We start from the raw sequence: 25,425 nt of genomic DNA, 5'->3' as shown, positions 1-25,425 counted from the left end.
GGCTCGGTGGCGGCTTCCGGCGCGGGCTCGCCGGTTACGGGCTCGGCCGTCGCTTCGGCGACCGGCGTGGCTTCCGTTTCCGGCGCGGGCTCAGCAGCCTTCGGCTCGGACTCGGACTCGGCGTCGGGGGCGACCGTCTCGGTCGCCGTTTCCGGCGTGGATTCCTCTACTGCGGGCTCGGCCTTCGCCTCTGCCTCGGCGTCCGCCGTCGGCTCCTCTGCCACTGCGGCAACGTCCGGCTCGGACACGGCGTCGTCGGCGACGGTCTCCGTCACCGTTTCCGGCGCGGACTCCTCCACCGCAGGCTCCGCCTCGGCGGTCACCGTGGGCTCCTCGGCCACCGGCTCCGCTTCAGCCTCGGCGTCCACCTCAGCCTCGGCGACCGATGCCTCGGCCTCAGCCTCCGGCTTCACCTCCGCCTCCGGCTCGGCCTCCGCTGCCGTTTCCGGCACCGCCTCCGCCGTCACCGTCGGCTCAGCCGCGACCTCCGTCTCCAGCTCACCCACGACCTCCGCCTCCGCCGTCACCGTCGGCTCCGCCGCCGCAGGCGTCGGCGTCGTCGCCTCCGTAGACCGTGTCGGCTTGGGGACCGTTACGTTGTCGAAGGCTGCTGCGACGAGGTCGTGTTCGTCCTGGGTTGCCGGGCGGGGTTCCGGGACCTGGGCCGTGGGGGTGGGCTTCGGGGTGGGTTCGGGGGAGGGGGACGGGACCGTCGGTTCCGGCTTCGGTGCCGGGGCGGTCACTGTCTGTGCCTGTACCTCTGCCTGTCCCCGTACCTCGGGAGCGGTTTGTTCCTGCGAAGGAACCTGTTCCGCACCCTCTGCCTCGGCGGTACGCCCCTTGCGGGACCGCCCGAACGCGTTCCGCAGGAGAGTGAGAATGCCCATGTGCGCAACCCTTCGCGTGAGTTGAAGCCCGTCAATCCCTGGCCAGGACGGACACGTAAGGTTAGCGGCCCTGGGTGGTGATCTTGGGCAGGGGTGAGTGCCGGGAAACAGGGTGTGTCAACACCGCCTCCCGGTCACATCGACACCCTGATGGACTCGTGGACCGGTGGACTTGCCGGGCGCTTTCTCGTCGGCCATCCCCTTCGGCCATTCCGGTCAACTTCCCGCAAGATGGCGGGGATTCACCGTCCATTCATCTGAACGCAGCTCTTTCGCACGCGCTTGCCCCTAACGTCACGTTCATGCCAAGGGAACGCAAGGGGAGAGTAAAGGTGCGCAAGCTACTGCCGATCATCGGGACTCCGTCCGGCTCGCATCCCGGCGGGCGGTCCGCCATGACCTGTCGTTTCCGGTGTGGTGACGCCTGCTTCCACGAGGTGCCCAACACCAGCGACAACGCGTACGTGGGGGACGTCATCGTCGGGGCGCTCGGCCGGCGGGCGATGATGCGCGCCGCCGCCGCCGTCGTCACCCTCACGGCCACCGCCGGGGTCGCCGGGGCGGCCGCCGCCGCTCCGGCCGCTTCAGCGGCGTCGGCCGGGAAGCCCGCCCCCAAGGGCCCCGCCCCCAAGGGCAGGAGCGCCCGGGGGCTGCGGTTCGACGTCGTCGCGCCGAACACCGTCGACGCGGTCACCGTCCCGGAGGGGTACCGGCAGAACGTCGTCATCCGCTGGGGCGAGCCCATTCTGCGCGGGGCGCCCGCGTTCGACCCGGAGCGGCAGACCGCCGCCGCCCAGGCCGGACAGTTCGGGTACAACAACGACTTCCTGGCGCTGCTGCCGCTCCCCGGTGAGTGCGACCGGCAACTGCTCGTCGCCAACCACGAGTACACGAACGAAATCCTGATGTTCCGGGGCTACGACCCCGCCAACCCCACCCGGCAGCAGGTCGAGGTCGCCTGGGCGGCGCACGGGCTGACTGCCGTCGTCGTGGACGAGGACCGCAGGACGGGCAGGCTGACGCCCGTTCCCCGGCATCACCTCAACCGGCGGGTCACCGCCACCACCGAGTTCCGGCTCACCGGCCCCGCCGCCGGTTCGGACCTGCTGAAGACGTCCGTCGACCCGACCGGCACCAAGGTCCTCGGCACGCTCAACAACTGCTCCGGCGGCACCACCCCCTGGGGCACGACGCTGCACGGCGAGGAGAACTTCAACCAGTACTTCGCCAACAGCAGCCGCGCGACCGACAAGCGGTACGGGATCGGGACCGGCGCGTCCGAGCGCAAGTGGGAGCGGTTCGACCAGCGGTTCGATGTGGCGCGGGAGCCGAACGAGGTGCACCGGTTCGGGTACGTCGTCGAGTTCGATCCGTACGATCCGACGTCCACGCCCCGCAAGCACACCGCCCTCGGCCGTTTCAAGCACGAGGCGGCGACCGTGCGGCTCACGGACGACGGGCGGCCCGTCGTCTACACCGGGGACGACGAACGGTTCGACTACTTCTACAAGTTCGTCGGCAGCAAGCGTATGAAGAAGGGGTCGAGCCGGGCAGTCCGCGAGCACAACCTCTCCCTTCTCGACGAGGGCACCCTCTACGTCGCCCGGCTCACCGGCGACTCCCCCGCCCTCGAGATCGACGGCACCGGAAAGCTGCCCGCCGACGGTGAGTTCGACGGCGGCGGCGAGTGGATCCCGCTGGCCACCGCGACCGCCGGGGGCGCCGTCTCGCACGTCGAGGGGATGAGCGCCGACGAGGTCTTCGTCTTCACGCGGCTCGCCGGTGACAAGGTCGGCGCGACCAAGATGGACCGGCCCGAGGACATCCAGCCGTCCCCCGTCACCGGCAAGGTGTACGTCGCCCTCACCAACAACACCAACCGCGGTGTCGGCGCCAACGCCAAGGCCGACGAGGCCAACCCGCGCAACGCCAACAAGCACGGGCACATCCTTGAACTGACGGAACGTCACAACCGCCCGGAGAGCGTCACGTTCGCGTGGTCGCTGTTCCTCGTCGCGGGCGACCCCGACGACCCGGCGACGTACTTCGCGGGCTTCCCGAAGGACGACGTCAGCCCCATCTCCTGCCCGGACAACGTGGCCTTCGACCCGCACGGCAACCTGTGGATCTCCACCGACGGCAGCCAACTCGGCTCGCACGACGGGCTGTTCGGCGTCGCCACGCGTGGCGCGCGGCGCGGTGAGCTGAAGCAGTTCCTGACCGTGCCGACCGGCGCGGAGACCTGCGGGCCCGTCATCCAGGACCGGCGGGTGCTGGTCGCGGTGCAGCACCCGGGCGAGGTCGACGGCGCGTCGGTGGAGAAGCCGGCGAGCACCTGGCCGGACGGTGCGGGGAAGCTCGTCCGCCCGTCGGTCGTCGCCGTGTGGCGCGCGGACGGCGACGACATCGGCGTGTAGGTCCTCGGCTCCGGGCCCCGGTTATTCCCGGTGCTGGTGGAGTGTGACGGTCACCAGCAGGGCGCGGTGGTCGGTGCCGTCGAGGTGGAGGAAGCGGGCGTCGCTCGCCGTGAACTCCGCCGAGACGAGCACATGGTCGATCTGCGCGCCGAAGACGGGCGCGGTGCCGCTCGGCCAACTGGGCGCGCGGCCCGCCCCGGCGAGGCGGGCCGCGTCGCGCAGCCCGGTGGCCAGGACGCGGCGGAAGACGGCGTGGTCCCGGGAGGCGTTGAAGTCCCCGGCGAGGATCAGCGGACCGGTGTCCCGGTACCGGTCCGCGAAGTCGCGCAGCCGACCCAACTCCGTTTTCCACAGCGCCACTTGGCCGGGCAGCGGGGGCTTGGGGTGGGCGAGCTGGAGCCGTACGGCATGCCCGTCGACGTCGGCCACCGCCCCCGGCATGCCCATGCTGCCGGGCACGGTGGCCGCGGGCCGCAGCGGAAACCGGCTCAGGATCACCGACCCGACGGAGGAGTCCCCGGCCACGGCCTGCCGGTAGGGGTACGCACCCCCGAGTTCGCGCCGCACCGCCGCCTGGCAGCCGTACTCGCACTCCTCGACGAACACGAGGTCCGGCCGTTCGCGCCGGATCACCGGGATCAGGGCGCCGGTCGCCCACCCGAACTCGACGTTCGACGTCAGCACCCGCAGCTCCGCGACCACCGCCCCACCCGGCTCCTCGCCCGCCATCCCCGTCGCTGTCGCCGTCGTCCCGTAAGGGGCGGTGAACCATGCGAGCAGCCCGACCAGGACGGCTCCCCACAGCAGCCCGTGCCACCACCGGGCCAGCACCGAGGCGACGATCCCGATCCCGGCGGGCACGGTCAGCCACGGCAGGAACGCCAGCAACTGCGGTACGGGCGTGACGCCGTCGGCATCGGCCGCCCGGCACCCGACGACCACACTCACCCCGGCCAGCAGCGCCCCCGCACACCAGACACCCACGAGCCGCCATCGCCATCGCCATCGCCATCCGGCCCTGCTCATCCGACCGCCCCCGCCCCGCCCCGCCCCGCTCCGCGTAGTCACCCTGCGCCCATTGAACTCCGTCGGGCGTCCCGGCCGGGCGGGGTCAGGCTTCGACGCGGGTCGGCTCCGGGGGCGGGGGCGGGGGTGTGGTCGGGGCGGCGGGGCGGCGGCGTAGGAGGCGGGTCGTCGGGGAGTGGGGGTGGGTCGTCAGCCAGGTGGCCGCCGCCACGGTCAGGCCCAGGGCGAGGAGGAGCCAGGAGGCGGTGCGGAGGGTGGTGGTGAGGGCGTCGTAGACCGCGGCGGCGGCCGGGCGGTGGGCCCTGTCGGGGAGGTCGGTGAGGGTGAGGTGCCGGCCGATCGCGACGGCCACGCCCAGGAACGCGCCGCCCAGCGCCGTGCCGAGGGCCGTCGCCGTGATCGCCCGGCGGCGGACGGCAGCCACGGCGATCCCGGCCACCGCGAACACGACGGCCGCCAGCGGCAGCCAGAAACCCGCCACGTCGAGCACGTGGTAGCCCTTCCTCAGTGCGGTCAGTTCAGCGGGCGACGCCAGTGCCACCCGGGTGTGCGTCACCGGGACGCGTTCGGCGAACGGGACGTGGTCGGCGGTGAGTTGACGCTTGAGGGGCGTCGTCACGGCGGCCAGGTCGACGGTCACCCGGCCGGTGCTGTCGTCGTGCAGCGCGCGCATCACGGCCGTGTGTGCGGCCTCGTTGCCCGCGTCCCACGCGGTGCGGTAGGCGCGGGTCGCGGTGAAGGAGCGGACGGCGTCGCGGATGAACAGCCGGTTCGCGCCGTCCTCGACGCCCGCCTCGCGGGCCACGCCGTCGCCCACCGTGTCCGCGACCGCGTCCCGCACGGCCGGGTCGGCGGCCAGCGGCGCCATCGCGGTGACGTACCGGCCGGTGTCCGTCAGGTCGTACGCCGCCCACGCCGCCAGCGTGCCGAACGGCACCAGGAGGCAGGACAGGGCGATCAGGACGGCCGAGACGGCGGTCCGCAGGCTGCTGGTTCGGGACACGGTTCCAGGCAACGGCGTGCGGGCGGGCGGCGCGAGCGGGGCGGGGCCACACGAGTCAGCGCAGGCAGCGGAGGTCAGCGGATGCGGTGTCCCTCAGCGTCCTCGTGCGTGTAGAAGTGGTAGAAGAGCGTCGCGAAGACGAACGCCGAGAACGCCAGCGCCATCCACACGGAGCGCAGCACGCTCGCGCCGGTCTCGCTGTAGACGAAGCCGAAGGCGCAGCCGGCGAACGCCGTCCACAGCGCGGCGTGCAGTTCGCGCGGCAGGTGCGGGGCCACGGCGTGGACGCCCATCCACAGCACCGCGAACGCGAAGGCGCTCACGAAGCCGAGCAGGACGTTCCAGCCGGTGATCGGGCCGCCCGAGCGGTTGTTGGCCGCGACCCAGTAGCCGTAGACGAGTCCGAGCGTGACGGGTACCGCCCATCGCGCGATCTCGTGGGTCCGTGCGCTGAAGACGTCGGGCGTACGCACGACCGGCGCCAGTGCCGCGTGAGTGCTCATCATGAGAGGGCTCCTCTCTCCTCGCCCCCGCCTTCCAGCTTCCAGCTTCCAGCTTCCAGCCCTTCCAGAGCACACCTGGGAGGGTGCCGTGGCAAGTCGGATGCGGTGGGTTGTGCGTGGGTGGTGCGGTGGGTCCCGGATGCGGGGTGCTTCGGGGCGTGTTTCGCTGGGGCCATGGAGTCCGGCGACCACGGTCTGCTCGACCGTCGGCCGTCGCCGCGGGCCCGGCGCCGGGACGTGCTGCAACGGCACCAGTTGCTCCAGATCCGGGGCCGCAGCGTCACCTGGCTGGTGCCGCTCGTCGTGCTCGTCGCCATCAGCCTCGCCGACGTCAACACCACCGGCGAGTTCCGGATCGTCTCCTGGTGCGTGTTCGTCGCCGCGATCGCCTCCGCGCTGTGCGGGGTGTGGACGACGGCGCTCTTCGCGGCCCTCGCCCTCCTCACGTACGTCGCCAGTGACGCCGCCTGGCCGTCCGAGTACCGGGAGGGACCGGCCGACTTCGTCCTCGTCCTCGTCGGCGGGGTGCTGTCCGTGCTGGCGGCGTCGGTCCGGGTACGCGGCGAGCGGCGGATGCTGCACATGATGGACATCGCCGAGACGACCCGCCGTACCGTGCTGCGCCCGCTGCCGCCGCGCTGGGGCGGCCTCGACCACGCGGCGGTCTATCTCGCCGCCGACGCGGACGCCCGCGTGGGCGGCGACTTCTACGACATCCAGCCCGGCCCGCACGGCACCCGTCTCCTCATCGGGGACGTGCAGGGCAAGGGGCTCGGGGCCGTGGAGGCGGCGGCCGCGCTGCTGGGCACGTTTCGCGAGGCCGCGTTCCACGAGCCGGACCTCGCCGTCGTGGCCTGCCGCCTGGAGCAACGGATGCGCCGGCACCGGCTGCGCACGGTGGCGCTGGGGCGGACGGACGGCGACCGGTTCGCCACGGCCGTGCTGATCGGGTTTCCCGAGGGGGAGGACAGCGCCGTCGAGATCGTCGGCTTCGGGCACGAGCCCGCGCTCGCGATCGGGGGACCGCGGGGGGTACGGGAGCTGCCGTACGGGGACGGCGTGCCGGTCGGCATCGGCGAGCTGCTCGGGCGGGACGAGCCGCCGCCGGTGCTGCGCGCGGACGTCGCTCCCGACGAGACGTTGCTGCTGGTCACCGACGGGGTGACCGAGGCGCGGGACAGCGCCGGGGAGTTCTATCCGCTGGCCGAGGACGTCGCGGCGGCGCTGGCCCGCGATCCGCGCACGGCCGAGCCCGACCGGCTGGTGGCCGTCGTACGGGACGGCACGCTGCGGCACTGCGGGGGGCGGCTCGCCGACGACACGACGGTCTTCGCGGTACGGAGAGTCCCGCCCGGCGCCGGCTGAGGCCTCCTGACGCTTCCGTTCACGGCGGCAGCGGTTACGGTGCTGACATGAAGGAAGGGACCGTGCCCGGGACCGTGTTGCTGCTCGCCGCCTCCCCCGTGGGCAAGGGGTGTCTGGTGGACGCGGCCTCCGTGCTCCCCGTGCTGGCGGCCGTGCCGCCCGCCGTGCTGGCCGGAACCGACACCGCGAACGTCGTCGAGCTCGCCGATCCGCTCGAGCCGCAGGCCGTGCTGACCCGGCTGCGGGCCGCCGCGGGGACGCCGGGGCCGCTGACGATCTTCGTCGCCGGGCAGGTGCAGCTCGACCGGCGGCAGCGGTTGCCGCATCTGGCGCTGGCTCGTACGACGGCGTCGACCGTGCGGTACACGGCGTTGCCGTGGCACTGGCTGCGGGAGGAGTTGCGGTTGCGGGCGGCCGGGACGACGACCGTGGTGCTCGATCTGCGGGCGGACGCGGAGACGTGGGAGTGGTTGCGGGGGGACGAGGGCGCAGCGGGCGGGGGGCTGGGGTGTGGGGTCGGGGTCGCCCTGTACGGGCGGGTCGCTTCGGCGGGGTCCTCGCGGGGGCGGCGGGGGGTGGCGTCGCCCTCGTACATGAAGGCGGTCGCGACGATATTGCGGAGTGGGGGGCGGCCGGGGCTGGAGCAGTTGCATCAGATGGCGCTGGCCCGGATCGGGGGTGAGGGGGAGGTCGGTGACCTGGTGTTCTCCGCCCCCGCCGCCCCTACCCATTCCCATCCCCATCCCCATCCCCTGGAGGCTGCCGCCCCCGGACCCCCGCAATCGGCCCTGGGGCCGGAGACCGGCGGCGATCCGCATTCCGCCATCGCCGCCGCCGTTCAGGCCGGGCGGCATGACGAGGCCGATGCGATCGCGGCTCGGTGGGAGGGGGCCGCTGTCGGTGGCTCCGAGGAGGCGTTGCACTGGGCCGAGGTGCGGGCGGATCTGGCGATGTTCGCGGGGGACGCGGCGCGCAGTTGCCGTACCTGGATGGCGGTCGCCGTCGCTCGGCTGGCGGCCGGGCAGCCGGTCGACGCGCCCGCCGTGGAGGCGGCCGTGGACCGGGCGCATCACCAGTGGGGGCGGATCGGCAGCGCGGACCGCGCCCGTGAGCTGGGGCCCGCGCTCGTGGAGCTGCGCGGCCGGGTGCCCGGCCGGCGGGACGGCGCGCTGGACCATGTCCGCCAGCAGTTGCAGACCCTGGGATAAAAGCCGAGACGGCCGCCGACGCGTGTGGGGGAGTGCGCCGGCGGCCGGGTTTCGGGGCCCGAGGTCAGAGTGACAGGTTCGGGTTGAAGGACGCGATGCCGCTCGGCTTCGCCTTGGCCAGGCCGTTCTTGAAGTGGTTGTTGAAGTCCTGGAGGGGGAAGTTGGCGCCGGTGGCGCCCTGGCCCGCCTCGGGGCCCGACCAGTCGAAGTTCCACAGCTTGTTGAAGGCGGTGGGGAAGCCGCTCCGCATCCGGTCCATGGAGACCAGGGTCGGCTCGTCCCACTTGCCGCTGCCCCAGGCCTCCGGCGTCTCGCCGGTCTTGGCGAAGCGGAAGCCGTGGGTGGCCGCGCCGTCCAGGTGGTAGACGACCTTGAAGCGGTTGCCGTCGCGCTCGACCGAGTTGAACGCCCTGGTGTCGTAGCCGCCGTGGGCCGAGACGGACACGTACGACGGGGTCTCCGCGCCGCGCTTCTGCCAGACGACCGCGTTCTCCCAGTCGTGGCGGTGGCCGGTCAGGCCGATCGTGCCCTGGTCCTTCTCGAAGTAGAGGGCGTACATGTACGCGCACCAGTTGGCGTCGCACGCGGTCCGTACGTAGGTGTTGGCCCTGCCGAGGTGGTTGCTCTTGCAGCCGCCGCCGGTCGAGCCGGTCGTGTCGAGGCCGCCGTTGGTCTTTCCACTGGCGTCGACGGCGGTCGCCGGGTAGCAGCCGTCCGCGTCGTAGTCGAAGTAGGGCATGTACTTGGTCTGGAAGGCGCTGGCCTGCCAGGGCAGCGCGGTCAGGATGCCGGCGGACGCGCTGCCGGTCGTGCCGACGGCGAGCGTCGCGGCGCCGACGACCGCCAGGGCAGCCTTGCGGAGGGTGCTGAAAGACATGTGGGGGTCTCTCCCGATGCTTGTTCAGTTGCTTGAGCAGGTGCTCGGTTCTACGTGTGGATCGCGGCGCGCCACTCAGAGATTTCCAGCGGGGGAGTTGTTCCGCACCACGATTCCTCGGTCCAATCAATTCCGCCGACAGGTGTTAACCGGCCCGTCAACTGCCCGAACGTCATGTACCTCACACCATGGGCTGGTTTACGTCGGATCATGCCGAAACGTAGGTTGAGGGTCCCTGAACACCGTTGAACATCGTGTTCATCTGTGGTTCGCACGCAAAGGTGACCCGTGGGACGTCCCGAACGACCGTTGGACCCCGATGCCGGTCCGGTGCAGCTCCTCGCGAACGATCTGCGCGAGCTGCGCAAGGCCGCCGGATCCCCCTCGTACCGCACGATGGCGATCGAGGCCGGTTTCTCCGCGACGACGCTCTCGCTGGCGGCGGCCGGCGAGCGGCTGCCGTCGCTCGCGGTCTTCCAGGGGTACGTACGGGCCTGCGGCGGCGACCCCGGGGAGTGGGACGCGCGCTGGAAGGGCGTGGCGGCCGAGGTCGCCGAGACACCGGTCGGTGAAGCGGAGGACGAGATACCGCCCTACCGGGGGCTGGCCCGCTTCGAGCCGGACGACCGGGACCTGTTCTTCGGCCGGGACCGGCTGCTCGACGAGGTGCAGGAGCTGGTCTGCGGCGAGCAGCGGTTCGCGGTGCTGTTCGGCGCGTCCGGCAGCGGCAAGTCCTCGCTGCTGCGGGCCGGACTGCTCCCCCGGCTGCGGGAGCGGATCGCCGAGCGCGGCTGTCCGGCCGTGCTGCGCGTGTTCACGCCGGGGCCGCGGCCGGCCGCCACGTACGGGAAGCTGCTGGAACCGGCGGCCGGCGAGCCGGAGAGCTGGGTGGTCGTCGACCAGTTCGAGGAGGTCTTCACGCTCTGCCGGGACCCGGCCGAGCGGACCCGGTTCCTGGACCTGCTGCTGGCCGCCCGCGCCCCCGGCTCGCGGCTGAAGGTGCTGATCGCCGTCCGCGCCGACTTCTACGCCCGCTGCGCCGAGCACCGGGAACTGGCGGACGCGCTGCGCTCCGCCGCGCTGCCGGTCGGCCCGATGACCGCCGACGAACTGCGCGAGACGGTCGTACGGCCCGCGCAGGCGGCCGGGCTGCTGGTGGAGCGGGAGCTGACCGCACGCATCGTCGAGGAGGTCCTCGAGCAGCCGGGCGGGCTGCCGATGCTGTCGCACGCCCTGCTGGAGACCTGGCGGCGGCGCAAGGGCCGGATGCTGACCCTGGCCGCCTACGAGGCGGTCGGCGGGGTCAGCGGCGCGATCGCGGCGAGCGCCGAGGACGTCTACCGGCAGCTCTCCCCCGACCAGGCGCACTCCGCCCGCCGGCTGCTGCTGCGGATGGTCGAGCCGGGGCAGGGCACCCCCGACACCCGGCGCCCCCTGACCCGCGCCGAGCTCGCCGAGTACGCCGACCCCGAGGCGCCGGTCGTGCTGGAACTGCTGGCCGGCGCCCGGCTGCTGACCGCCGACGAGGACGCCGTCCACCTCGCCCACGAGGCGCTCATCAACCGCTGGCCCCGGCTGCACGGCTGGATCGAGGAGGACCGCGAACGGCTCAGACACCACCGGCTGCTGACCGAGGCGGCCCGCGCCTGGGTGGAGCACGACCGCGACCCCGGCGCGCTGTACCGGGGCAGCCGCCTGGTGCGGGCCGAGGAGATCTTCCCCGACCACGAGAACGACCCCGGGCTGACCGACGCCGAGCGCAGCTTCCTCGTCGCCACGTTCGCCGCCCGGCAGGCCGAGCTGCTGGCCGGGGCGCGCTCCCGCCGCCGGGGCCGACTGCTGGTCAGCGCCCTGTCGGCGGTCCTGGCGGTGTGCCTCGTGGTGGTGCTGGCCGCCTACCAGCAGCACATCGACAACACCCGGCAGCACACCCAGAACACCGCCCGCCGGATCGCCGCCGTCGCCGACGGACTGCGCACCACCGACCCGCGCGCCGCGCTGCTGCTGGGCGCCGCCGCCTGGCGGATCGCCGAGCTGCCGGAGACCCGCCGCGCCCTGCTCGGCTCCCTCGCCCAGCCGGAACCGGACGCCTTCACCGACCCCTCCTCGGGCTACGCCGAGCGCCGCTTCCTCGTCGACTCGGGCCGCACCCTGCTCGGCGTCGGGGACCGCGTCTGGCAGACCTGGGACGTGGCCACGCACCGCCGTACCGGCCGGGGCGCCCTGCCCGTGGGCGACGCGCTCGCGGCGGGACCCGACGGCCGGATCCTCGCCCTGTCCGTCGGCGACGGCGAACGCCTGTGGGACACCGCCACCGGCCGCTGGGCGGCGGCCCGCCCGGCGGCCGGCGGCTACGACCTCGCCATCGCCCCGAGCGGCCGCAGCTACCTGATCGGCAACACCTACGAGGACGGCGTGCAGTTGCGGTCCGTCACGGACGGCCGGCTGCTGTTCGAGACCCGGGACGCCGACCGGGCGAACGTGATGCCGAGCGCCGACGACCGCAGGGTGATCGTCTGCCCCACCGGCCACGCCCCCCAGGTGTGGGACACGGCCACCCACCGCGCGCTGCCCGGCGCCTGGCAGAAGGCCGGCGCCCTCTGCGACGACGACACGTCGATGGTCGTGTACGGCTACAGCGCGGCCGACCGGTTCGCCGTCGTCACCGAGACCGGCGTCCGCGTCTGGGACATCCACTCAAGGCGGCAGGTCGCCGCGATCGCCGACGCGAGCGTGCAGTACGCCTCCCTCAGCAAGGACGGCACGTTCCTCGTGACCGCCGGCACCGACGAGATCCGCATCTGGCGCCTCTCCGTCCCCGGCACCCCTGTCTTCCGCCACCCCCTCAACAACCAGCACATCTACGACTCCCTGGCCTGGGATCCCGCCCGGCCCGTCCTGCGCTACCTCGAGGGCGGCACCGTCCACACCCTCGACCTCACGATGCCCCTCACCCCGGCCTGGCGCGCCCACCCGCTGGCCGGCGTCCTGCTCAGCCCCGACGGCCGCACCCTCGCCACCGCCGAGCTCGTGGGCGACCGCTACCGCTTCGAACTCCACGACGCGGCCGGCGGCCGACTGCTGAACACGCTGCCCGCCCAGCCCGTGCCCGTCTCCCGGGACCCCGCCCTGCCGGTCGTCCCGCAGGACACCGCGCCCCTGATGACCTTCAGCCCCGACGGCGGTTCGTTCGCGTACGGCGTCTCGGTCGCCGGCCGGCAGGCGGACCCGCAGCGGTTCACCGTCTGGGACGTCCGCCGGGGCCGGGCGCAGAGCTCCCTGGACCTGTCGACGTCCGAGTCCGCCGTCGCCGTCGTCTCCCTCGCCCTGTCCCCCGGCGGCCGCACCCTCTTCACCACCCGCACCCCGCAGATCGGCGCGCTGAGCAACGAGGCGTGGGACACCGCGAGCCACCGCCGCGTGCAGGCCGTCACCGACCCCGCCCTGGCCAGCTACCACCTCGCCATCCGGCCCGACGGCGGGCTCCTGGTCGGCGACAACCGCTCCGCCGAGCTGCCCAAGGGGGCGGTCCTCGCCAAGGACCTCGTGCAGGGGGAGGAGATCAGCGCCCTCGCCTTCAACCCCGCGGGCGGCGGGCTCGCGGCGGGCGACATGACGGGCCGCGTCGCCCTGTGGGACAGCGAGCTGCGCCACCGCGCGGGCGTCCTGCGCAACGTCTTCCCGGCGCCCCTGAGCGGCGACACCCCCGAGGGCGTCAGCGCCCTCGCGCTGTCCCCCGACGGCCACACCCTCGCCGTCGGCGGCGACGCGGGCACGCTCCAGCTCTGGGACACCGCGAGCCAACAGCCCCTGGGCGGCCCGCTCCCCACCCCCGGCGAGGCCATCGACACCCTCACCTTCACCGCCGACAGCAAGACCCTGTACGCCGGCGGCACCCACGTCTCCCTGCACCGCTACGCGGTGGACACCGACCACGCGGTGACCGGCGTCTGCGCCCGCGCGTTCGACACCGACCTGACACAGACGGAGTGGCGCACGTACGTACCGGACGCGCCGTACCGGAAGGTGTGCGGCTGACCCAGGGGCCGCGCGCTCAGGGCGTCCGCTGCGCCATCTCGTGCTGCGAGGTCGGAGACACGGGAGCCGAACCCGAACCCGAACCCGCACCCGTACTCGTATTCGTATCGATGTTCGTGGGTCTGGTGGGGCCCGTGTTCGCCGCGAGAAGCAGGGCCGTGACGGTCAGGAGGGCTGCGGCGACGGCCCTGGCGTAGGGCACGGAAGGTCGTGCGGAAGGGCGTGCGGATGTGCTTACGGGCACGGCGACCTCGCAACGTCGGCGACTGCGAAACTCACGTCAGCCAGCTATCAAGAGCTATTAAGCGTGCTTAACTCACTGTTTAACCTAGGGGCTGGGACATCCCAACGGCAAGAGGCGCAACGGGAGTTGGAGGCGGGGGCGGGTGGGAGAGCGGGACGAGCCGGCGGTGGTGGGGCGCCGAGTGCAGCGGCTGCGTATCGAACGGCGGCTGACACAACGCCAGTTGGCCGAGCCGACCTACACCCCTGCCTACGTCTCCACCCTGGAGGCGGGCCGGGTGCGCCCCTCCGACGAGGCGCTCAGGCATATCGCCGACCGGCTAGGCGTCGACTTCCAGGAACTGGCGACGGGCCGCCCCGCCCGCCTGGTCACCGATCTACGGCTCCGTCTCACCGAGGCCCAGCGGGCGCTGGCCACCGGGGCGGCGGAGGACGCGGCACGGCAGTACGCGGGGCTCCTCGCGGAGGCGGAGGAACACGGCCTGCCCGAGGAGCAGGCCACCGCGCTGCTGGGGCTCGGCGAGTGCGGGATCGACACGGGCGACCTGGAGGCCGCCCGCCGCTGCTTCGAACGGGCCGAGGAACGTCTCGCCGACGCCCCGCTCCCGGCCCGCGTCCCCGCCCTGCGCGGCCGCGCCGTCACCCACCACCTCGCCGGTGAACTCCGGTACGCCGTCTACCTGTTGGAGTCCACCCTCGACGAACTCAACCGGGCCGGCCTGCCCGACCCGGACGCGCTGCTCCTCCTGTACGCCTCCGTCATCGGCCCGTACATGGACATGGGCGCCCAGACCCGCGCCGCACAGGCGGCCGAGTTCGCCCTCGCGCTCGGCCCGCAGGTGGACGACCCGGCCCTGATCGCCCGCATGCACGGTTCCGTGGCCCGCACTTTCCTCGCCGAGGGCCGCCTGACGGAGGCCGACGCCTCCCTGTCCAAGGCAACTGACCTCTACCGCCGCCTCCACCTGCGCACCGAACTGGCCAACTGCCACTGGATACGCGGCCACGTCCACGCCCAGAACGACGAACTGGACCTGGCCGAAGCCGAGTTGAGGAAGGCCCAGGCGATGCTCCCGCCCCGCCGAGCCGCCCTCGACAACACCCGGATCACGGTCGAACTGGCCGAAGTACTGCACCACAGAGGCAAGTCGAAAGAGGCAGCGACCATCCTCCACGACACCCTGTCCTCCGAACCCAGCCCCCTCCACTCGGCGCGCGCCCACCGACTCCTCGGCATCATCGCCGAGGACATCCAGACCCCGAAGACGGCCGAACACCACTACACCCAAGCCCTCACCCTCCTGCAACAGGCGGACACACCAGGCACACCAGGTGCAGCAGGCACAGCAGGCGACCTGGCCGACCTCTGCCGCCTACTCGGCGACCTGCTCCGCCGCACAGGCCGCACCGAGGCCGCGCTGGACGCCTACCGCACGGGCCTGGGCCACCGGACGGCCCCGGGGGCGACACAGTGAGGTGACAGGCGCCTCAGACCTGCACCCTCCCCTGCTTCCGCACGTCCGCCAGACGCCGTACCCCGAGCTGTACGGCCGCCTGGGTCGCCTCGTTCGGGGCGTCGGCGAGGCCGCCGTTGGTGAGGGCGAAGGCGTCCTCGCCGGTGCGGACGGCGGCCACGTCCAGGGTGAGGACGGTCGGGTCGCCGCCGGCGTTCTCGCCGGTCGCCGCCCAGATCGTCAGGGTCACGCGCAGGCCCTGGCGGACGTCGCCCACCTCCGGCAGCGGCAGCTCGGACACCTGCACGTCCAGCACGGCGTCGCCGGTCGCCTTGGCGGTGAACCGGGCGCACGTCTGCGGCATCGTCTTCAGCCAGGCCAGCGTGCGGTCCACGGCCGCCGGGGGGTTGCCGGTGAGCTGGTAGCGGAGCTGGGCGCCGGTGTCGGGGTCGTCGAGCGCGACGACCGCGCGGGCGGGGCCGCCGAGCAACTCGTCGGCGTAGAGGGCGTCGAGGAGTTTCTGACAGTCGGGCGTGGCGGTCGTCGCCTTGAGCATGCCGTCCCGCCAGGTGGCGGCGCCCCGGGTCGGGGTCCAGGGCGCGCCGAGGTCGGTGTCGGTGATGAGAGCGGCGTGCGCCTGCGCCTCGGTGAGGGCGGAGGTCGGGCCGCCGCTCGCCGCTGCGGTGGGCGTGGCGGACGGACGTACGACGGTGGGGGTGGCCGGGGCGGCGGTCGGCGGGTGCTCCAGACCGAGGGTGGCGCAGCCGGTGGTGACGGCGGTGGTGAGGGTGGTGGTGAGCAGCAGAAGGACGGAGGTGGAGGCCCGGCGGGTGTGGCCGGTGCGGCCGATGCTGCGGGTGCGGCGGGTCATCGGGGGTGCCTCCAGGAGTACGCGCGAGAGTTGCCTCCCCTCACGGCACCATCGCCGCCCGTACGGGACCAGCGCGGCGGTCCGTACGGGTTACCGGCGTTGCTGCGGGCGGGTGGCCAGGGTGCGGGCGCGTCGCATAGCGTCGGGAGCGACCCCGGTGTGCGGTGCGTGGCGTGCGTGAGGAGTCCTGATGTGACCGAGCAGCAGCGACAGCAGCAACTGGAGCAACAGCAACAGCAACAGCAACAGCAACAGCAGCAGCAACTCGAGCAGCTACAGCAGCCCGTCCCCGTGATCATCGACTGCGACACGGGTGTCGACGACGCCCTCGCCCTGCTGTTCGCCGTCCGGCACCCGGGGCTGGACGTGCGGGCGGTGACCTGCGTGGCCGGGAACACGGACGTGGACGGCGTCGTCCGCAACACGCTGACCGTGCTGGAGCACGCGGGCGCCGGTGACATCCCGGTCGCCCGGGGCGCGGAACGCCCGCTGCTCGAACCCGTCCGCACCGCGCGGCACGTGCACGGGCAGGACGGCATGGGCGACCTGGGCCTGCCCGCGCCGACCCGCCGCCCCGTCGACGTGGACGCCGTGGCCCTGCTGCGCCGCGAGATCCTCGCCTCCCCGCGCCCGGTCACCCTCATCCCCACCGCGCCCCTGACCAACATCGCGCTGCTCCTGCGCACCTACCCGGAGGTGGTCCGCAACATCGAGCGGATCGTGTTCATGGGCGGCGCGGTGGCGACCGGGAACGCCACGCCGGTCGCCGAGTTCAACGTGTGGCACGACCCGGAGGCGGCGGCGGTGCTGCTCACCGCCGGGGTGCCGATCACGATGTACGGCCTGGACGTCTTCCAGCGGGTCCTGGTCCCGCCGGCGGACGTCGCACGGCTGCGGGCGAGCGCCGAGCCCCGCCTCCGGCTGGCCGGCGAGCTGCTCGCCCACCGCGACCCGGCCACCTCCGGCGACCCCACCCCCACCGGCGGCCTCGGCGACGCGGGCGCGGTCTGCGCGGTGGCCGACCCGGCGGGCCTGACCACCTCGCTGCTCCCGGTCGAGGTCTCCCTCGCCCCCGGCCCGACCCGCGGCCAGACGGTCGTGGACCGCCGCCCGCGCCCCGGCGAGGCCGAGATCCACGCAGCCGGAGCCGTACGCGAACAGGCCCTCGTGGACGTCGCGTTGGACGTCGACGCGGACCGCTACGTGAAGCTGTGGCTGACCGTGGTGGAGGCCGACTAGGACGACCCCTCTCCCTCTCACACCTCGCCGCCGAAGAAGACCTGCACCTCCCGGATGAGGCCGTCCCGGACGGTGATCGCCTCGACGTTGCGGTGCCTGGCGCCCGTCGTGAGCCGGTACTCGTAGTACGCGAAGACGAGTTCCGCGTCCGCGTCCGCCGTGGTGACGTGCAGCAGCCGCTGCTCCGTCATCCGGTCGGCCGTCGGGAAACAGCGCTCGAAGAACGCCGCCTTGCCGATGTGGTCGTCCTGGGGGCTGGTGAAGGTGAAGTCGTCGGCGTAGAGGGGGAGGGCCGCGGCCCGGTCCTGCGACCGGTAGCACCGGAACGCGGCCTCGACGACGTCTTCCGGCCTGACGACGTCGTCGTCCGGGCTGACGAGGTCTTTCGGGCTGTCGTCCATACCGTCACCGTACGACCGCGTGCCGCCCCGCGCCCGCCGCTCCGCTCGTCTCGGCGGCCGGTGACGCACGTCCGCCCCGGCACCGTGGGCGGGCCGGGGCGGACGTACCGGAGAAGCGCGACCTACGAGCGGGTCGCCTTACGGCGTCGGGTGCCGGCGACGATCGCCAGGCCGCCCGCGAGGAGCGCGGCGGCGCCGCCGATGAGCACGGGCGTGTTGCTGCTCGCGCCGGTCTCGGCGAGGCCGCCGCCGCCCTTCGGCGTGACCGGCGGCGGGGAGGTCGACTCGGAGACGGACGCGGACGGCGTCGGCGTACCCGACTCGGCCGGCGTGGAGGCGGACGGCGACGGCGACGGAGACGTGCTGTCGTTCGACGGCTCGGTGGGCTTCGACGGTGTGGACGGCGTGGACGGCGTGGACGGCGTGGACGGCGTCGAGGAGGCGGGCGTCGACGGCGACGGCGGTGTGCCGCCACCGGCCGGCGGGGACGCCGGGGGCTGCTCGGTGACCGTGCAGTCCTTTGTGCCGCCGTTCCAGGCCGCGATCAGCTTGTCCTTGATCACCGGACGGTCCGGCCCCTTGGGCACGTCGCCGTGGACGAACTCGTCCTTCGCGTCGAGCTTGCCGTCGAACTTGACCGCGCCCCGGTAGAGGTCGATCTGCGCGTAGCAGCCCGCGTCGGGCACGGCGATGTCGAGGGTGTCGGTCTTGCCGGGCTTGACCGTCACGGTGTCGAAGTCGACGAAGACCTGTACGCCGGAGGTGGCGAAGTCGGGGCCGTGGGCGAGGTAGGAGGCGAGGGAGGCGGTGCAGGTGCTGGCGTCACCGGCGGCCCGGACCGCGACGTGGATCTTGCCGTCCTTGCCGGGCTTGAGATTCTGGTCGTCGACGCGGACCGAGTCGAAGAACTTGGCGCCGTCGAGCGAGAACTGGCAGCGGTCGGTCCCCGTCTCGGTGCCCGCGCCCGTCCCCGGCTGGTAGTGGCCGCCGGTCTTCCAGCCGTCGCCACCGGGCGTCCCGGTCCCGGCGAGGGCCCCGGAGGCGGCGGCGACGGAGGCGGCGCACAGGGTGAGCGAAGCGGTGCCCGTCCCCAGCAGGCGGCGCACGGTGACACGTCTCGCTATGGACATGCGTTTCCCATCTTGGCGAGTGCCAGGGCTGATTGATGCAGAGCTGCTGATTGGTCAGATCAGGAGAAACACCGGGCCCACCGGTCACAGGGGCCGCAGTGTGGCCCCATCGTCGTGTGGACGCCAGATCGCTGTCAACCTGCGCCAAACCCAAGCGAGTTCAAGATTCCGCCACACCGCCGCCACGTCCGGAATGATTTGTTCCGAACGGTCCGTGCGTTCACTTACCCGGCGATATGGACAGTCATCTCCCCATGACCCGCCCCACGACGCGCCCTACGACGGACCCCACCACTCCCCCCATGACCGACTTGTCGTCCGGCAATCCCGACTGGTGGCGCCAGGCCGTCGTCTACCAGGTCTATCCGCGCAGTTTCGCCGACGCCGACGGCGACGGTCTCGGGGACCTGCGAGGCGTCACCGACCGGCTCCCCCACCTGGCCGCCCTCGGCGTGGACGCCCTCTGGCTCTCCCCCTTCTACCCGTCCGAGCTGGCCGACGGCGGCTACGACGTCGCCGACCACCGGGACGTCGACCCGCGCCTGGGCACCCTGGCCGACTTCGACGTCCTCGCCGCCGAGGCCCACCGGCTCGGCCTGAAGGTGATCGTCGACCTCGTCCCGAACCACACCTCCCACCGGCACGCCTGGTTCGAGGAGGCGCTCGCCGCCGGCCCCGGGGCCCCGGCCCGCGACCGGTACGTCTTCCGCGACGGACGCGGCCGAAGCGGTGAACTCCCGCCCACCGACTGGCAGTCGGTGTTCGGCGGCAGCGCCTGGCAGCGCGTCCCCGACGGCCAGTGGTACCTGCACCTGTTCGCCCGCGAGCAGCCCGACCTGAACTGGGGCCACGAGGAGGTCCGCGAGGACTTCCGCACGACGCTGCGTTTCTGGTCCGACCGGGGCGTCGACGGCTTCCGCGTCGACGTCGCGCACGCCCTCACCAAGGACCTCGCCGACCCGCTGCGCGACCTCGGGGAACTGGCCGAGGACGGCGACCGGGCCCTCGCCGTCCTCCCGCCCGGCACCCACCCGTTCTACGACCGCGACGAGGTCCACGAGATCTACCGCGACTGGCGCCGCGTCCTCGACGCCTACACCCCGCCCCGCACCGCCGTCGCCGAGGCCTGGGTCCCGGGCGCCCGCCGCGCGCTCTACGCCCGCCCGGACGAACTGAACCAGGCCTTCAACTTCGAGTATCTCCAGGCGGGTTGGGCGACGGAGGAGATCCGCGCGGTCATCACCGACTCGCTCGCCACCGCCCGCGCGGTCGGCGCTTCCGCCACCTGGGTGCTGTCCAACCACGACGTCGTCCGCCACGCCTCCCGCCTGATGCTCCCGCCGGGCGCCGACGACAACGCGTGGCTCCTCTCCGGCGGCCGCACCCCGCGCGTCGACGAACAGGCCGGCCTGCGCCGGGCCCGCGCGGCGACGCTGCTGATGCTGGCGCTGCCGGGATCGTCGTACGTCTACCAGGGCGAGGAACTGGGTCTGCCCGAGGTCGCCGACCTGCCCGTGGAGGTCCTCCAGGACCCGCTGTGGGAACAGACGGGCCGCACCCGCAAGGGCCGCGACGGCTGCCGGGTGCCGCTGCCGTGGACGACGACGGGCCCGTCGTACGGCTTCAGCGGCGGGGGTGGTGAGGTCGAAGCGTGGCTGCCGCAGCCGTCGTACTTCGCTCGTTACGCCGTCCAGGCGCAGGAGGGCGTCGAAGGCTCGACCCTGGAGCTGTACCGGACGGCCCTGCGGCTGCGCCGCAAGCTGGCGCAGGGCGAGGAACTGACCTGGCAGCCGGACACCCCGCCCGGCGTACTGTCCTTCACCCGCTCCGACGACTGGCGCTGCGTCACCAACCTGTCGCCGGCACCGGTGCCACTGCCCCCGGGAGAAGTACTGCTGAGCAGCACCCCACTGGACGACCACGACCACGACGACGGCACCGGGGACAGGCGACTGCCCCCGGACACGACGATCTGGCTGGCCTAGAACTACTGGGAGTTGGTGCCCGCCCCCGACAGGTCCCCGCTGATGTCCACCGGGGTGGAGGTGGCGTTCGGCGGCGGGGTGAGGACGATCAGCGGCTGCCCGACGGGCGGGACCGGCGGCGTCATGTCCGACTTGGGGATCTTCGGCGGGGTCGTCTGGTTGAACAGCGTGGTGTCGAAGTCGACCAGACCGGTCTTCTCCATCACCGTGATGTGGTCCAGAACGGTGTCGTTGGCCTGGTCGGCCAGGGCGCGCACCAGCGTGTTCTTCGTCGTGGAGCGAATCTTCGCCACGGTGTTGAAGATCGAACCGTGCGTCTGGCGCAGGATGTTGGCGAAGTCCACGTCGAACTGCTTGCCGCTGTCCGCCTTGAGGGTGTTGACGAACCCCTCCTGCTGCGGGCTGGCGATGTTGGGCAGGGTGATGTTCAGCATCGGGGCGATCTTGCGGCAGGTGGTGTCCAGCGCCGCGTGACCGTCGATCAGGTGCTGGCTGGCCGTGAGGACGCCCTTGCTCTGCCCCTTCTGCAGCCCGATCTGTCCCACCGGGTACTCCCACAGCCCGGCCGCCCGCACCGCCACCACGAACGCCCGGTCACCTTCGGTCAACGGCCCCCACTGGGTGTTGGCGATGATCCGGTCGGTGGACGTGGACACAGTGTCGAGCCCGAGCATCGATGGGTACGCGAGAGCGCCGAGCGTCAGAGACAACGCGCCGCCCACGAAGAGAGTCCCCATCGCGTTCCGCGAAAGTCGCACCGTTCCTCCTGCCCGGTCGGAAAACCGCCGCTTTGCCGTCGCTGTGTCGTCACCCGGCGGGGTCAGACGAAGAGGAATACGAACACGGACGGCTCCGCACTCACCGACACAGGTAAAAAGTTGGATCTCAGACCTCCGAGTGGACAGCCACGCAGGTCGGCCCGGCCAACGCGGCCGCCGCCCACGCCAGTCCACCTCCGAAGAGGGCGAGCACGAGGCTGCGAAGGCGCATCCGCCCGGAGCACGCACCAGGGCGTGCACCCATTCCGGCACGGGAGCGGTCGGGAGCCGGCATGGACCCGGGACGACGCCGCCCGTAGCGTCGGTTCGGACGGGCCCGACCAGGTCTGCGAGAAGGAGGCCGTACGTGCTCTTGGACGGTGACGAGTGGCGGCGGACGTTCGATGCCTACGCGCGAGACGCCTGGCGGTTCGAGGCTCAGCCCACCTACACCATGCCCAACGAGGCCGAGAGCCTGGCCCGGTTCCTCCGGGGAGACCCGAAGCCCGCTGACCACAACGCGCGATGGCACGAACGCGTACGCGGCTTTGTGGCCTCGGGGCGGACCATCGGGCGCGTGCGCATCGTCCGGCAACCGCTGACGGACTACCAGCGCTACCAGTTCGCTTGGGGAATCCCCGGCAACATCAAAGCCGGCGAGGACATCCGCATCTTGGACGTCACGGACGACGACCGAGGGCTGCCACTTTCCGGAACGGACTGCCTTGGCTTCCTTGCCGGACGCCTGTCGCAGTACCCGCAGTGCTGCACCCAACTCGGAACGGTTCACTCGGCGTGCTTGGCCCACCAGTCTGCGAACGGCTCAGCGAGCGCCAGGGCCGTGTCCCGGTAGGCGACGAACTCGGAGGCGTGTTCGTCGGCCAGTACGTCGGCTCCGAGGAACGTGCCGTCATCGCCGTAGTGCATGGTCGCGGCCGTGGTCGAGTCGAACAGCCAGAAGTCGCCCACACCCGACGGCAGCGGGCTGGGCCGGCCGGTCACGTCCAGGATGAAGAACTCCTCGCCCGCCGTGGCGTTCGTCTTGTACCCCCAGCCCAACTCGAAGCGCAGGTAGGGGGTAAGAGGTCGCGCCACCACGTGCACGCGGTACATACGGCGTCCGGCCCCGGTGTGCGTACGCACCTCGTCGAGCCAGTCGGCGTTGTAGTCGGCAGGCTTGTCCTGGCCGTCGAGAAACGCCTGGTACGCCTCCACACTGCCCGACCTGCTGTAGTCGTCCAGGGTCTCCAGCCGGAACGCCTCCTGCTGGAAGGCGTCGAAGAGATCGCCGAGGGTCCTAGGCGAGTTGGTCACCGAACGCCTATCGGATCAGGTCCAGGGGGATCTCGACGAGCGTCTCGTGCGGGGGGATGTTCAGGCCGTGGTCCGTCGGCGTCTCACCCTGCACGAGGATCGTGCCCCGGTCCGTCCGGTAGATGGTCGGGCACTCTTTCTTGTCGCACGTCGTCGCCAGCATCGTCACCTTCACGAGCGCTCCCCTTTTCCCAGGTGGCTGATGTCGTGTCTGATCGTTCCGGCATGAGTGCCCCTGGGCAAGGGGCACGATTTTCCGGAACGGGAAAGTGGCGCTTCCTTGCTGGCGGACTCGCCCGCAGGGATACAGGGTTGGCCGCAGTGGTCAGCACCCGAGCAGGCGAACGCGGCGGCACGAGCGGAGCAGAGTCTTGACCTTTGAACCGGATGAGTTGGGGCAGTCCAGGGCGGTCCTGGCTGAAACTCTGAAGATGCTGCGCAAGAAGATCGGCAACTTTGAAAGCGGGAAAGTTCAGGCGCTTTCCCGCACTGCCAACATCGAATGGCAGGACGTCTGGTCGCAGCGCCGAACCGGCCTGGAGAAGAAGCAGAACGAGCTGGCCGAATTCGAGCGGTCTTCCACGGAATTCCGCTACTTCCTGCCGTCCATGGTGACCGGCCTGCTCGCCACGCCGGAGTATGTGCGGGCCAGTCTGGCCCACGTCCCCGGCGATCAGAGCAAGGCGATCGCGAGGAAGCTGGAACGACAGTCCGTTCTCTACGACACGCCGAAGAGTTTCACGTTCATCCTGACGGAACAGGCCGTGCGGTGGCCATTCCTTCCCGCGCCCGCCATGGCCGTGCAAGTCGACCGGCTTGTATCGCTCAGCCTGCTGCCCAACATCCAGATCGGGGTCATCCCGCTGGAAGGCCACCTGCCCATATCTCCGTTGAACACTTTCACCGTCTACGACGCACGGGTAGCCACCGTCGAGACTCACACCGGGGCAATGGTGTTCCGTGACCATCGGGACATTTCCGCATACCTGAAGGAATTCTCCGCGTACGAAGAGCATGCCTCGTTCGGAGAGGTGGCGCGGGAACGGCTGTCCGGATGGGCTCACCGATTCCGCTCATGATCTGTCCGGCGGCAGAACGCCCACTCCCGCGATTCCAAGAGTTCCTGTGCGTATGGAGCACAGGAAGTGGGTGAGGGGGGCCGGGGCGGTGGTGAGGATGGTGGTGGGGGTGTCTGATTCGCGGAGGTGGAGGGTGGTGGGGGTGGCGGAGGCCAGTTCGAGGCAGTCGTTGCCGTCGCCGCCGTCGGAGTAGGTCGACTTCTGCCAGTTGTCGGGAGTGGTCACGGCGTGCCTCACAGCTCCTTCACCAGCGTGTGGATGAAATCACGCGACCGTTCCGGTTCGAGTGACGCGGCTTCCACCTTACGGAAGCGTGCCCGGTACTCCGCGAGTTGAGCCTCGGAATCGACCAGGGCCGCACCGTGGGGAGCGTCGCGGACCACCGTGTCCAGCTTGGTCACCGGGCCGCCCAGATAGGTCATGGTGCTGCCGCCCCTGGAGAAGCCGTCCAGGTCGAGCGGGATGACCCGCACGGTGACGTGATCCGCTTCGGAGAGTTCCAGGATGCGCGTGAGTTGAGTGCGTGACGCGGCACGGTCGCTGACCCTGATGCGCAGCGCCGCCTCGTGGATCACCCCCTCGAAACGGATGGGTGCCGGACGTGCGAGGACCACGCGCCGCGCCATCCGGTGCTGGACGCGCAACTCAAGCTCGTCCGAGGTGAGTTCAGGGATCCTGTTGGAGAACACGGCGCGGGCGTACTCCTCCGTCTGCAACAGGCCAGGCACGAACAGAACGCCCACATTGGCCTGGGACCGGGAGTGGTGCTCCAGCTCCGACAGGTCCAGGAACGACGCCGGCAGCAGCCCCCGGTACTCCTCCCACCACCCCCGCGTCCGATCGGTGGCCATCGCGACCAGGGCGTCTATGAACTCCTCGTCCGTGCAGGCGTAGTGGGTGGACGCGAGGAGGCGCAGTCGTTTTTCGCTCACGCCTGCGAGGCCGGACTCGATGTGGGTGATCTGGGCGGGGCTCACGCCGAGCAGGGCTGCCGCCTGGCGGGCGGTGAGGCCTGCCGCCTCGCGAAGTCTGCGCAGTTCAGTGGCCAGACGCATCTGACGTGCCGTTGGTTCGCGCCTCAAAGCTCTCGACCGCTCCTCTGTTCAACGCGCCCACGAGCGCGACCCGTTCGACGTCAGATTACGGGATCCGCTTGCCGCGTCTCTATATTTAGATCTACCGTCGGTGACGCGACGCACACGCTGCGGAAGCGCACCGCCCCGTCCTGCCATGACGGCTGCGGCACTGCCACCGCCCCCCACTGCCTACTTGGAGCTACCCCATGCCCGAAACCGCTCCCATTCCCGCCCTCACCCCCGCCCCCGACTCCTGGGAGTACTCCCTCTACATCCCCCACGACCCCAGAGCCGTCACCGTCTGTCGTCTCACGCTCCGCCCGATCCTCACCGTCCACGGCCTCGCCGGACTCCTCGACACCGCCGAACTCCTCGCCTCCGAGCTGGTCACCAACGCCGTACTCCACACCAAGGGCCCCGCCTGCCTGCGCCTCCGTTTCCGGGACGGGGTTCTGCAGATCGGGGCCTGGGACGCCGATCCCGAACCGCCCGAGCCTCCGCGCCGGTTGGAGGACCTCGGGGACGGTGAGGGCGGTCGGGGGATGGCGATC

General features: G+C 71.8%; 22 protein-coding genes and 2 pseudogenes. 10 read left to right on the top strand and 14 right to left on the bottom strand.

Going from position 1 to position 25,425, the window contains the following annotated elements; all coding sequences use genetic code 11:
• Positions 1-743, bottom strand: a pseudogene (locus BMZ82_RS41115) (Toxic cation resistance protein); the annotation flags it as partial.
• Positions 744-1,219: 476 nt separating this feature from the next.
• On the opposite strand from BMZ82_RS41115, the gene BMZ82_RS37495 reads away from it, so the two are divergent.
• A complete protein-coding gene (locus BMZ82_RS37495) occupies positions 1,220-3,304 on the top strand; it encodes a PhoX family protein (RefSeq protein WP_093781877.1) in 2,085 nt (694 codons plus the stop codon).
• Positions 3,305-3,325: 21 nt separating this feature from the next.
• Here BMZ82_RS37495 and BMZ82_RS37490 read toward each other — a convergent pair whose 3' ends face one another.
• From BMZ82_RS37490 to BMZ82_RS37480, 3 genes are all read right to left on the bottom strand, one after another.
• Positions 3,326-4,330, bottom strand: coding sequence for an endonuclease/exonuclease/phosphatase family protein (locus BMZ82_RS37490; RefSeq protein WP_093781876.1), 1,005 nt, complete (start codon positions 4,328-4,330; stop codon positions 3,326-3,328).
• Positions 4,331-4,415: 85 nt separating this feature from the next.
• Positions 4,416-5,333 carry a hypothetical protein gene (locus BMZ82_RS37485; RefSeq protein WP_256252320.1) on the bottom strand — a complete coding sequence of 306 codons (918 nt, stop codon included), beginning with the start codon at positions 5,331-5,333 and terminating at the stop codon, positions 4,416-4,418.
• A 74-nt stretch (positions 5,334-5,407) separates the two neighbouring features.
• Positions 5,408-5,839, bottom strand: coding sequence for a hypothetical protein (locus BMZ82_RS37480; RefSeq protein WP_371271356.1), 432 nt, complete (start codon positions 5,837-5,839; stop codon positions 5,408-5,410).
• A 171-nt stretch (positions 5,840-6,010) separates the two neighbouring features.
• Between BMZ82_RS37480 and BMZ82_RS37475 the strand changes: the two genes are divergently transcribed.
• Both BMZ82_RS37475 and BMZ82_RS37470 read left to right on the top strand, forming a co-directional pair.
• Complete coding sequence (locus tag BMZ82_RS37475) at positions 6,011-7,201, top strand: PP2C family protein-serine/threonine phosphatase (protein WP_093781874.1); 1,191 nt, start codon at positions 6,011-6,013, stop codon at positions 7,199-7,201.
• A gap of 62 nt (positions 7,202-7,263) precedes the next feature.
• On the top strand, positions 7,264-8,409 hold the full coding sequence (locus BMZ82_RS37470; RefSeq protein ID WP_093781873.1) for a hypothetical protein: 1,146 nt from the start codon (positions 7,264-7,266) through the stop codon (positions 8,407-8,409).
• Between the two features lie 64 nt (positions 8,410-8,473).
• On the opposite strand, the gene BMZ82_RS37465 is transcribed toward BMZ82_RS37470, so the two are convergent.
• Positions 8,474-9,286 carry an NPP1 family protein gene (locus tag BMZ82_RS37465; protein WP_093781872.1) on the bottom strand — a complete coding sequence of 271 codons (813 nt, stop codon included), beginning with the start codon at positions 9,284-9,286 and terminating at the stop codon, positions 8,474-8,476.
• Between the two features lie 288 nt (positions 9,287-9,574).
• On the opposite strand from BMZ82_RS37465, the gene BMZ82_RS37460 reads away from it, so the two are divergent.
• Together BMZ82_RS37460 and BMZ82_RS37450 are read left to right on the top strand one after the other, a co-directional pair.
• Positions 9,575-13,324 carry an nSTAND1 domain-containing NTPase gene (locus tag BMZ82_RS37460; protein WP_093781871.1) on the top strand — a complete coding sequence of 1,250 codons (3,750 nt, stop codon included), beginning with the start codon at positions 9,575-9,577 and terminating at the stop codon, positions 13,322-13,324.
• Between the two features lie 386 nt (positions 13,325-13,710).
• A complete protein-coding gene (locus BMZ82_RS37450) occupies positions 13,711-15,042 on the top strand; it encodes a helix-turn-helix domain-containing protein (protein WP_093781869.1) in 1,332 nt (443 codons plus the stop codon).
• Positions 15,043-15,055: 13 nt separating this feature from the next.
• On the opposite strand, the gene BMZ82_RS37445 is transcribed toward BMZ82_RS37450, so the two are convergent.
• Positions 15,056-15,892: a hypothetical protein gene (locus BMZ82_RS37445; protein ID WP_256252319.1), complete on the bottom strand. Its 837-nt coding sequence runs from the start codon at positions 15,890-15,892 to the stop codon at positions 15,056-15,058.
• A 219-nt stretch (positions 15,893-16,111) separates the two neighbouring features.
• Between BMZ82_RS37445 and BMZ82_RS37440 the strand changes: the two genes are divergently transcribed.
• Positions 16,112-17,131: a nucleoside hydrolase gene (locus BMZ82_RS37440; RefSeq protein WP_093781880.1), complete on the top strand. Its 1,020-nt coding sequence runs from the start codon at positions 16,112-16,114 to the stop codon at positions 17,129-17,131.
• A gap of 17 nt (positions 17,132-17,148) precedes the next feature.
• Here BMZ82_RS37440 and BMZ82_RS37435 read toward each other — a convergent pair whose 3' ends face one another.
• Both BMZ82_RS37435 and BMZ82_RS37430 read right to left on the bottom strand, forming a co-directional pair.
• Entirely contained in the window at positions 17,149-17,532 is a 384-nt protein-coding gene (locus BMZ82_RS37435) for a nuclear transport factor 2 family protein (RefSeq protein ID WP_093781868.1), read from the bottom strand.
• Between the two features lie 122 nt (positions 17,533-17,654).
• Positions 17,655-18,662 carry an LAETG motif-containing sortase-dependent surface protein gene (locus tag BMZ82_RS37430; RefSeq protein WP_093781867.1) on the bottom strand — a complete coding sequence of 336 codons (1,008 nt, stop codon included), beginning with the start codon at positions 18,660-18,662 and terminating at the stop codon, positions 17,655-17,657.
• A 254-nt stretch (positions 18,663-18,916) separates the two neighbouring features.
• On the opposite strand from BMZ82_RS37430, the gene BMZ82_RS37425 reads away from it, so the two are divergent.
• Positions 18,917-20,647 (top strand): glycoside hydrolase family 13 protein, encoded by a 1,731-nt coding sequence (locus tag BMZ82_RS37425; protein WP_093781866.1) that lies wholly within the window; start codon positions 18,917-18,919, stop codon positions 20,645-20,647.
• Between the two features lie 2 nt (positions 20,648-20,649).
• Here BMZ82_RS37425 and BMZ82_RS37420 read toward each other — a convergent pair whose 3' ends face one another.
• Entirely contained in the window at positions 20,650-21,369 is a 720-nt protein-coding gene (locus BMZ82_RS37420; protein ID WP_093781879.1) for a DUF4142 domain-containing protein, read from the bottom strand.
• Positions 21,370-21,772: 403 nt separating this feature from the next.
• Between BMZ82_RS37420 and BMZ82_RS42415 the strand changes: the two are divergent.
• Positions 21,773-22,126: pseudogene (locus tag BMZ82_RS42415) on the top strand (DUF6879 family protein); the annotation flags it as partial.
• 65 nt (positions 22,127-22,191) lie between these two features.
• Here the strand turns inward: BMZ82_RS42415 and BMZ82_RS37410 are convergent.
• Both BMZ82_RS37410 and BMZ82_RS41110 read right to left on the bottom strand, forming a co-directional pair.
• On the bottom strand, positions 22,192-22,719 hold the full coding sequence (locus BMZ82_RS37410; protein ID WP_093781865.1) for a DUF6879 family protein: 528 nt from the start codon (positions 22,717-22,719) through the stop codon (positions 22,192-22,194).
• A 7-nt stretch (positions 22,720-22,726) separates the two neighbouring features.
• Positions 22,727-22,894, bottom strand: a complete 168-nt coding sequence (locus tag BMZ82_RS41110; RefSeq protein ID WP_177244859.1) for a hypothetical protein — start codon at positions 22,892-22,894, stop codon at positions 22,727-22,729.
• A gap of 256 nt (positions 22,895-23,150) precedes the next feature.
• Here BMZ82_RS41110 and BMZ82_RS37405 point away from each other — a divergent pair, with 256 nt between their 5' ends.
• Positions 23,151-23,798, top strand: a complete 648-nt coding sequence (locus tag BMZ82_RS37405; RefSeq protein ID WP_256252317.1) for a DUF5753 domain-containing protein — start codon at positions 23,151-23,153, stop codon at positions 23,796-23,798.
• Here the strand turns inward: BMZ82_RS37405 and BMZ82_RS37400 are convergent.
• From BMZ82_RS37400 to BMZ82_RS42920, 3 genes are read right to left on the bottom strand one after another with little or no spacing between them, the layout of a single operon-like run.
• On the bottom strand, positions 23,793-24,023 hold the full coding sequence (locus BMZ82_RS37400) for a DUF397 domain-containing protein (protein WP_093781878.1): 231 nt from the start codon (positions 24,021-24,023) through the stop codon (positions 23,793-23,795). The genes BMZ82_RS37405 and BMZ82_RS37400 overlap by 6 nt on opposite strands.
• 8 nt (positions 24,024-24,031) lie before the next feature.
• Positions 24,032-24,853 carry a helix-turn-helix domain-containing protein gene (locus tag BMZ82_RS37395; protein WP_093781863.1) on the bottom strand — a complete coding sequence of 274 codons (822 nt, stop codon included), beginning with the start codon at positions 24,851-24,853 and terminating at the stop codon, positions 24,032-24,034.
• 48 nt (positions 24,854-24,901) lie between these two features.
• Positions 24,902-25,060 (bottom strand): cyclodeaminase/cyclohydrolase family protein, encoded by a 159-nt coding sequence (locus BMZ82_RS42920; RefSeq protein WP_107487723.1) that lies wholly within the window; start codon positions 25,058-25,060, stop codon positions 24,902-24,904.
• Positions 25,061-25,080: 20 nt separating this feature from the next.
• On the opposite strand from BMZ82_RS42920, the gene BMZ82_RS37390 reads away from it, so the two are divergent.
• Positions 25,081-25,425 (top strand): ATP-binding protein (locus BMZ82_RS37390; protein WP_093781862.1); only part of this gene is annotated, 345 nt, incomplete at its 3' end.

Source organism: Streptomyces sp. yr375, from assembly GCF_900110755.1.
Classification (GTDB): Bacteria; Actinomycetota; Actinomycetes; order Streptomycetales; family Streptomycetaceae; genus Streptomyces.
This window is presented reverse-complemented; position numbering and strand designations above follow the sequence as displayed.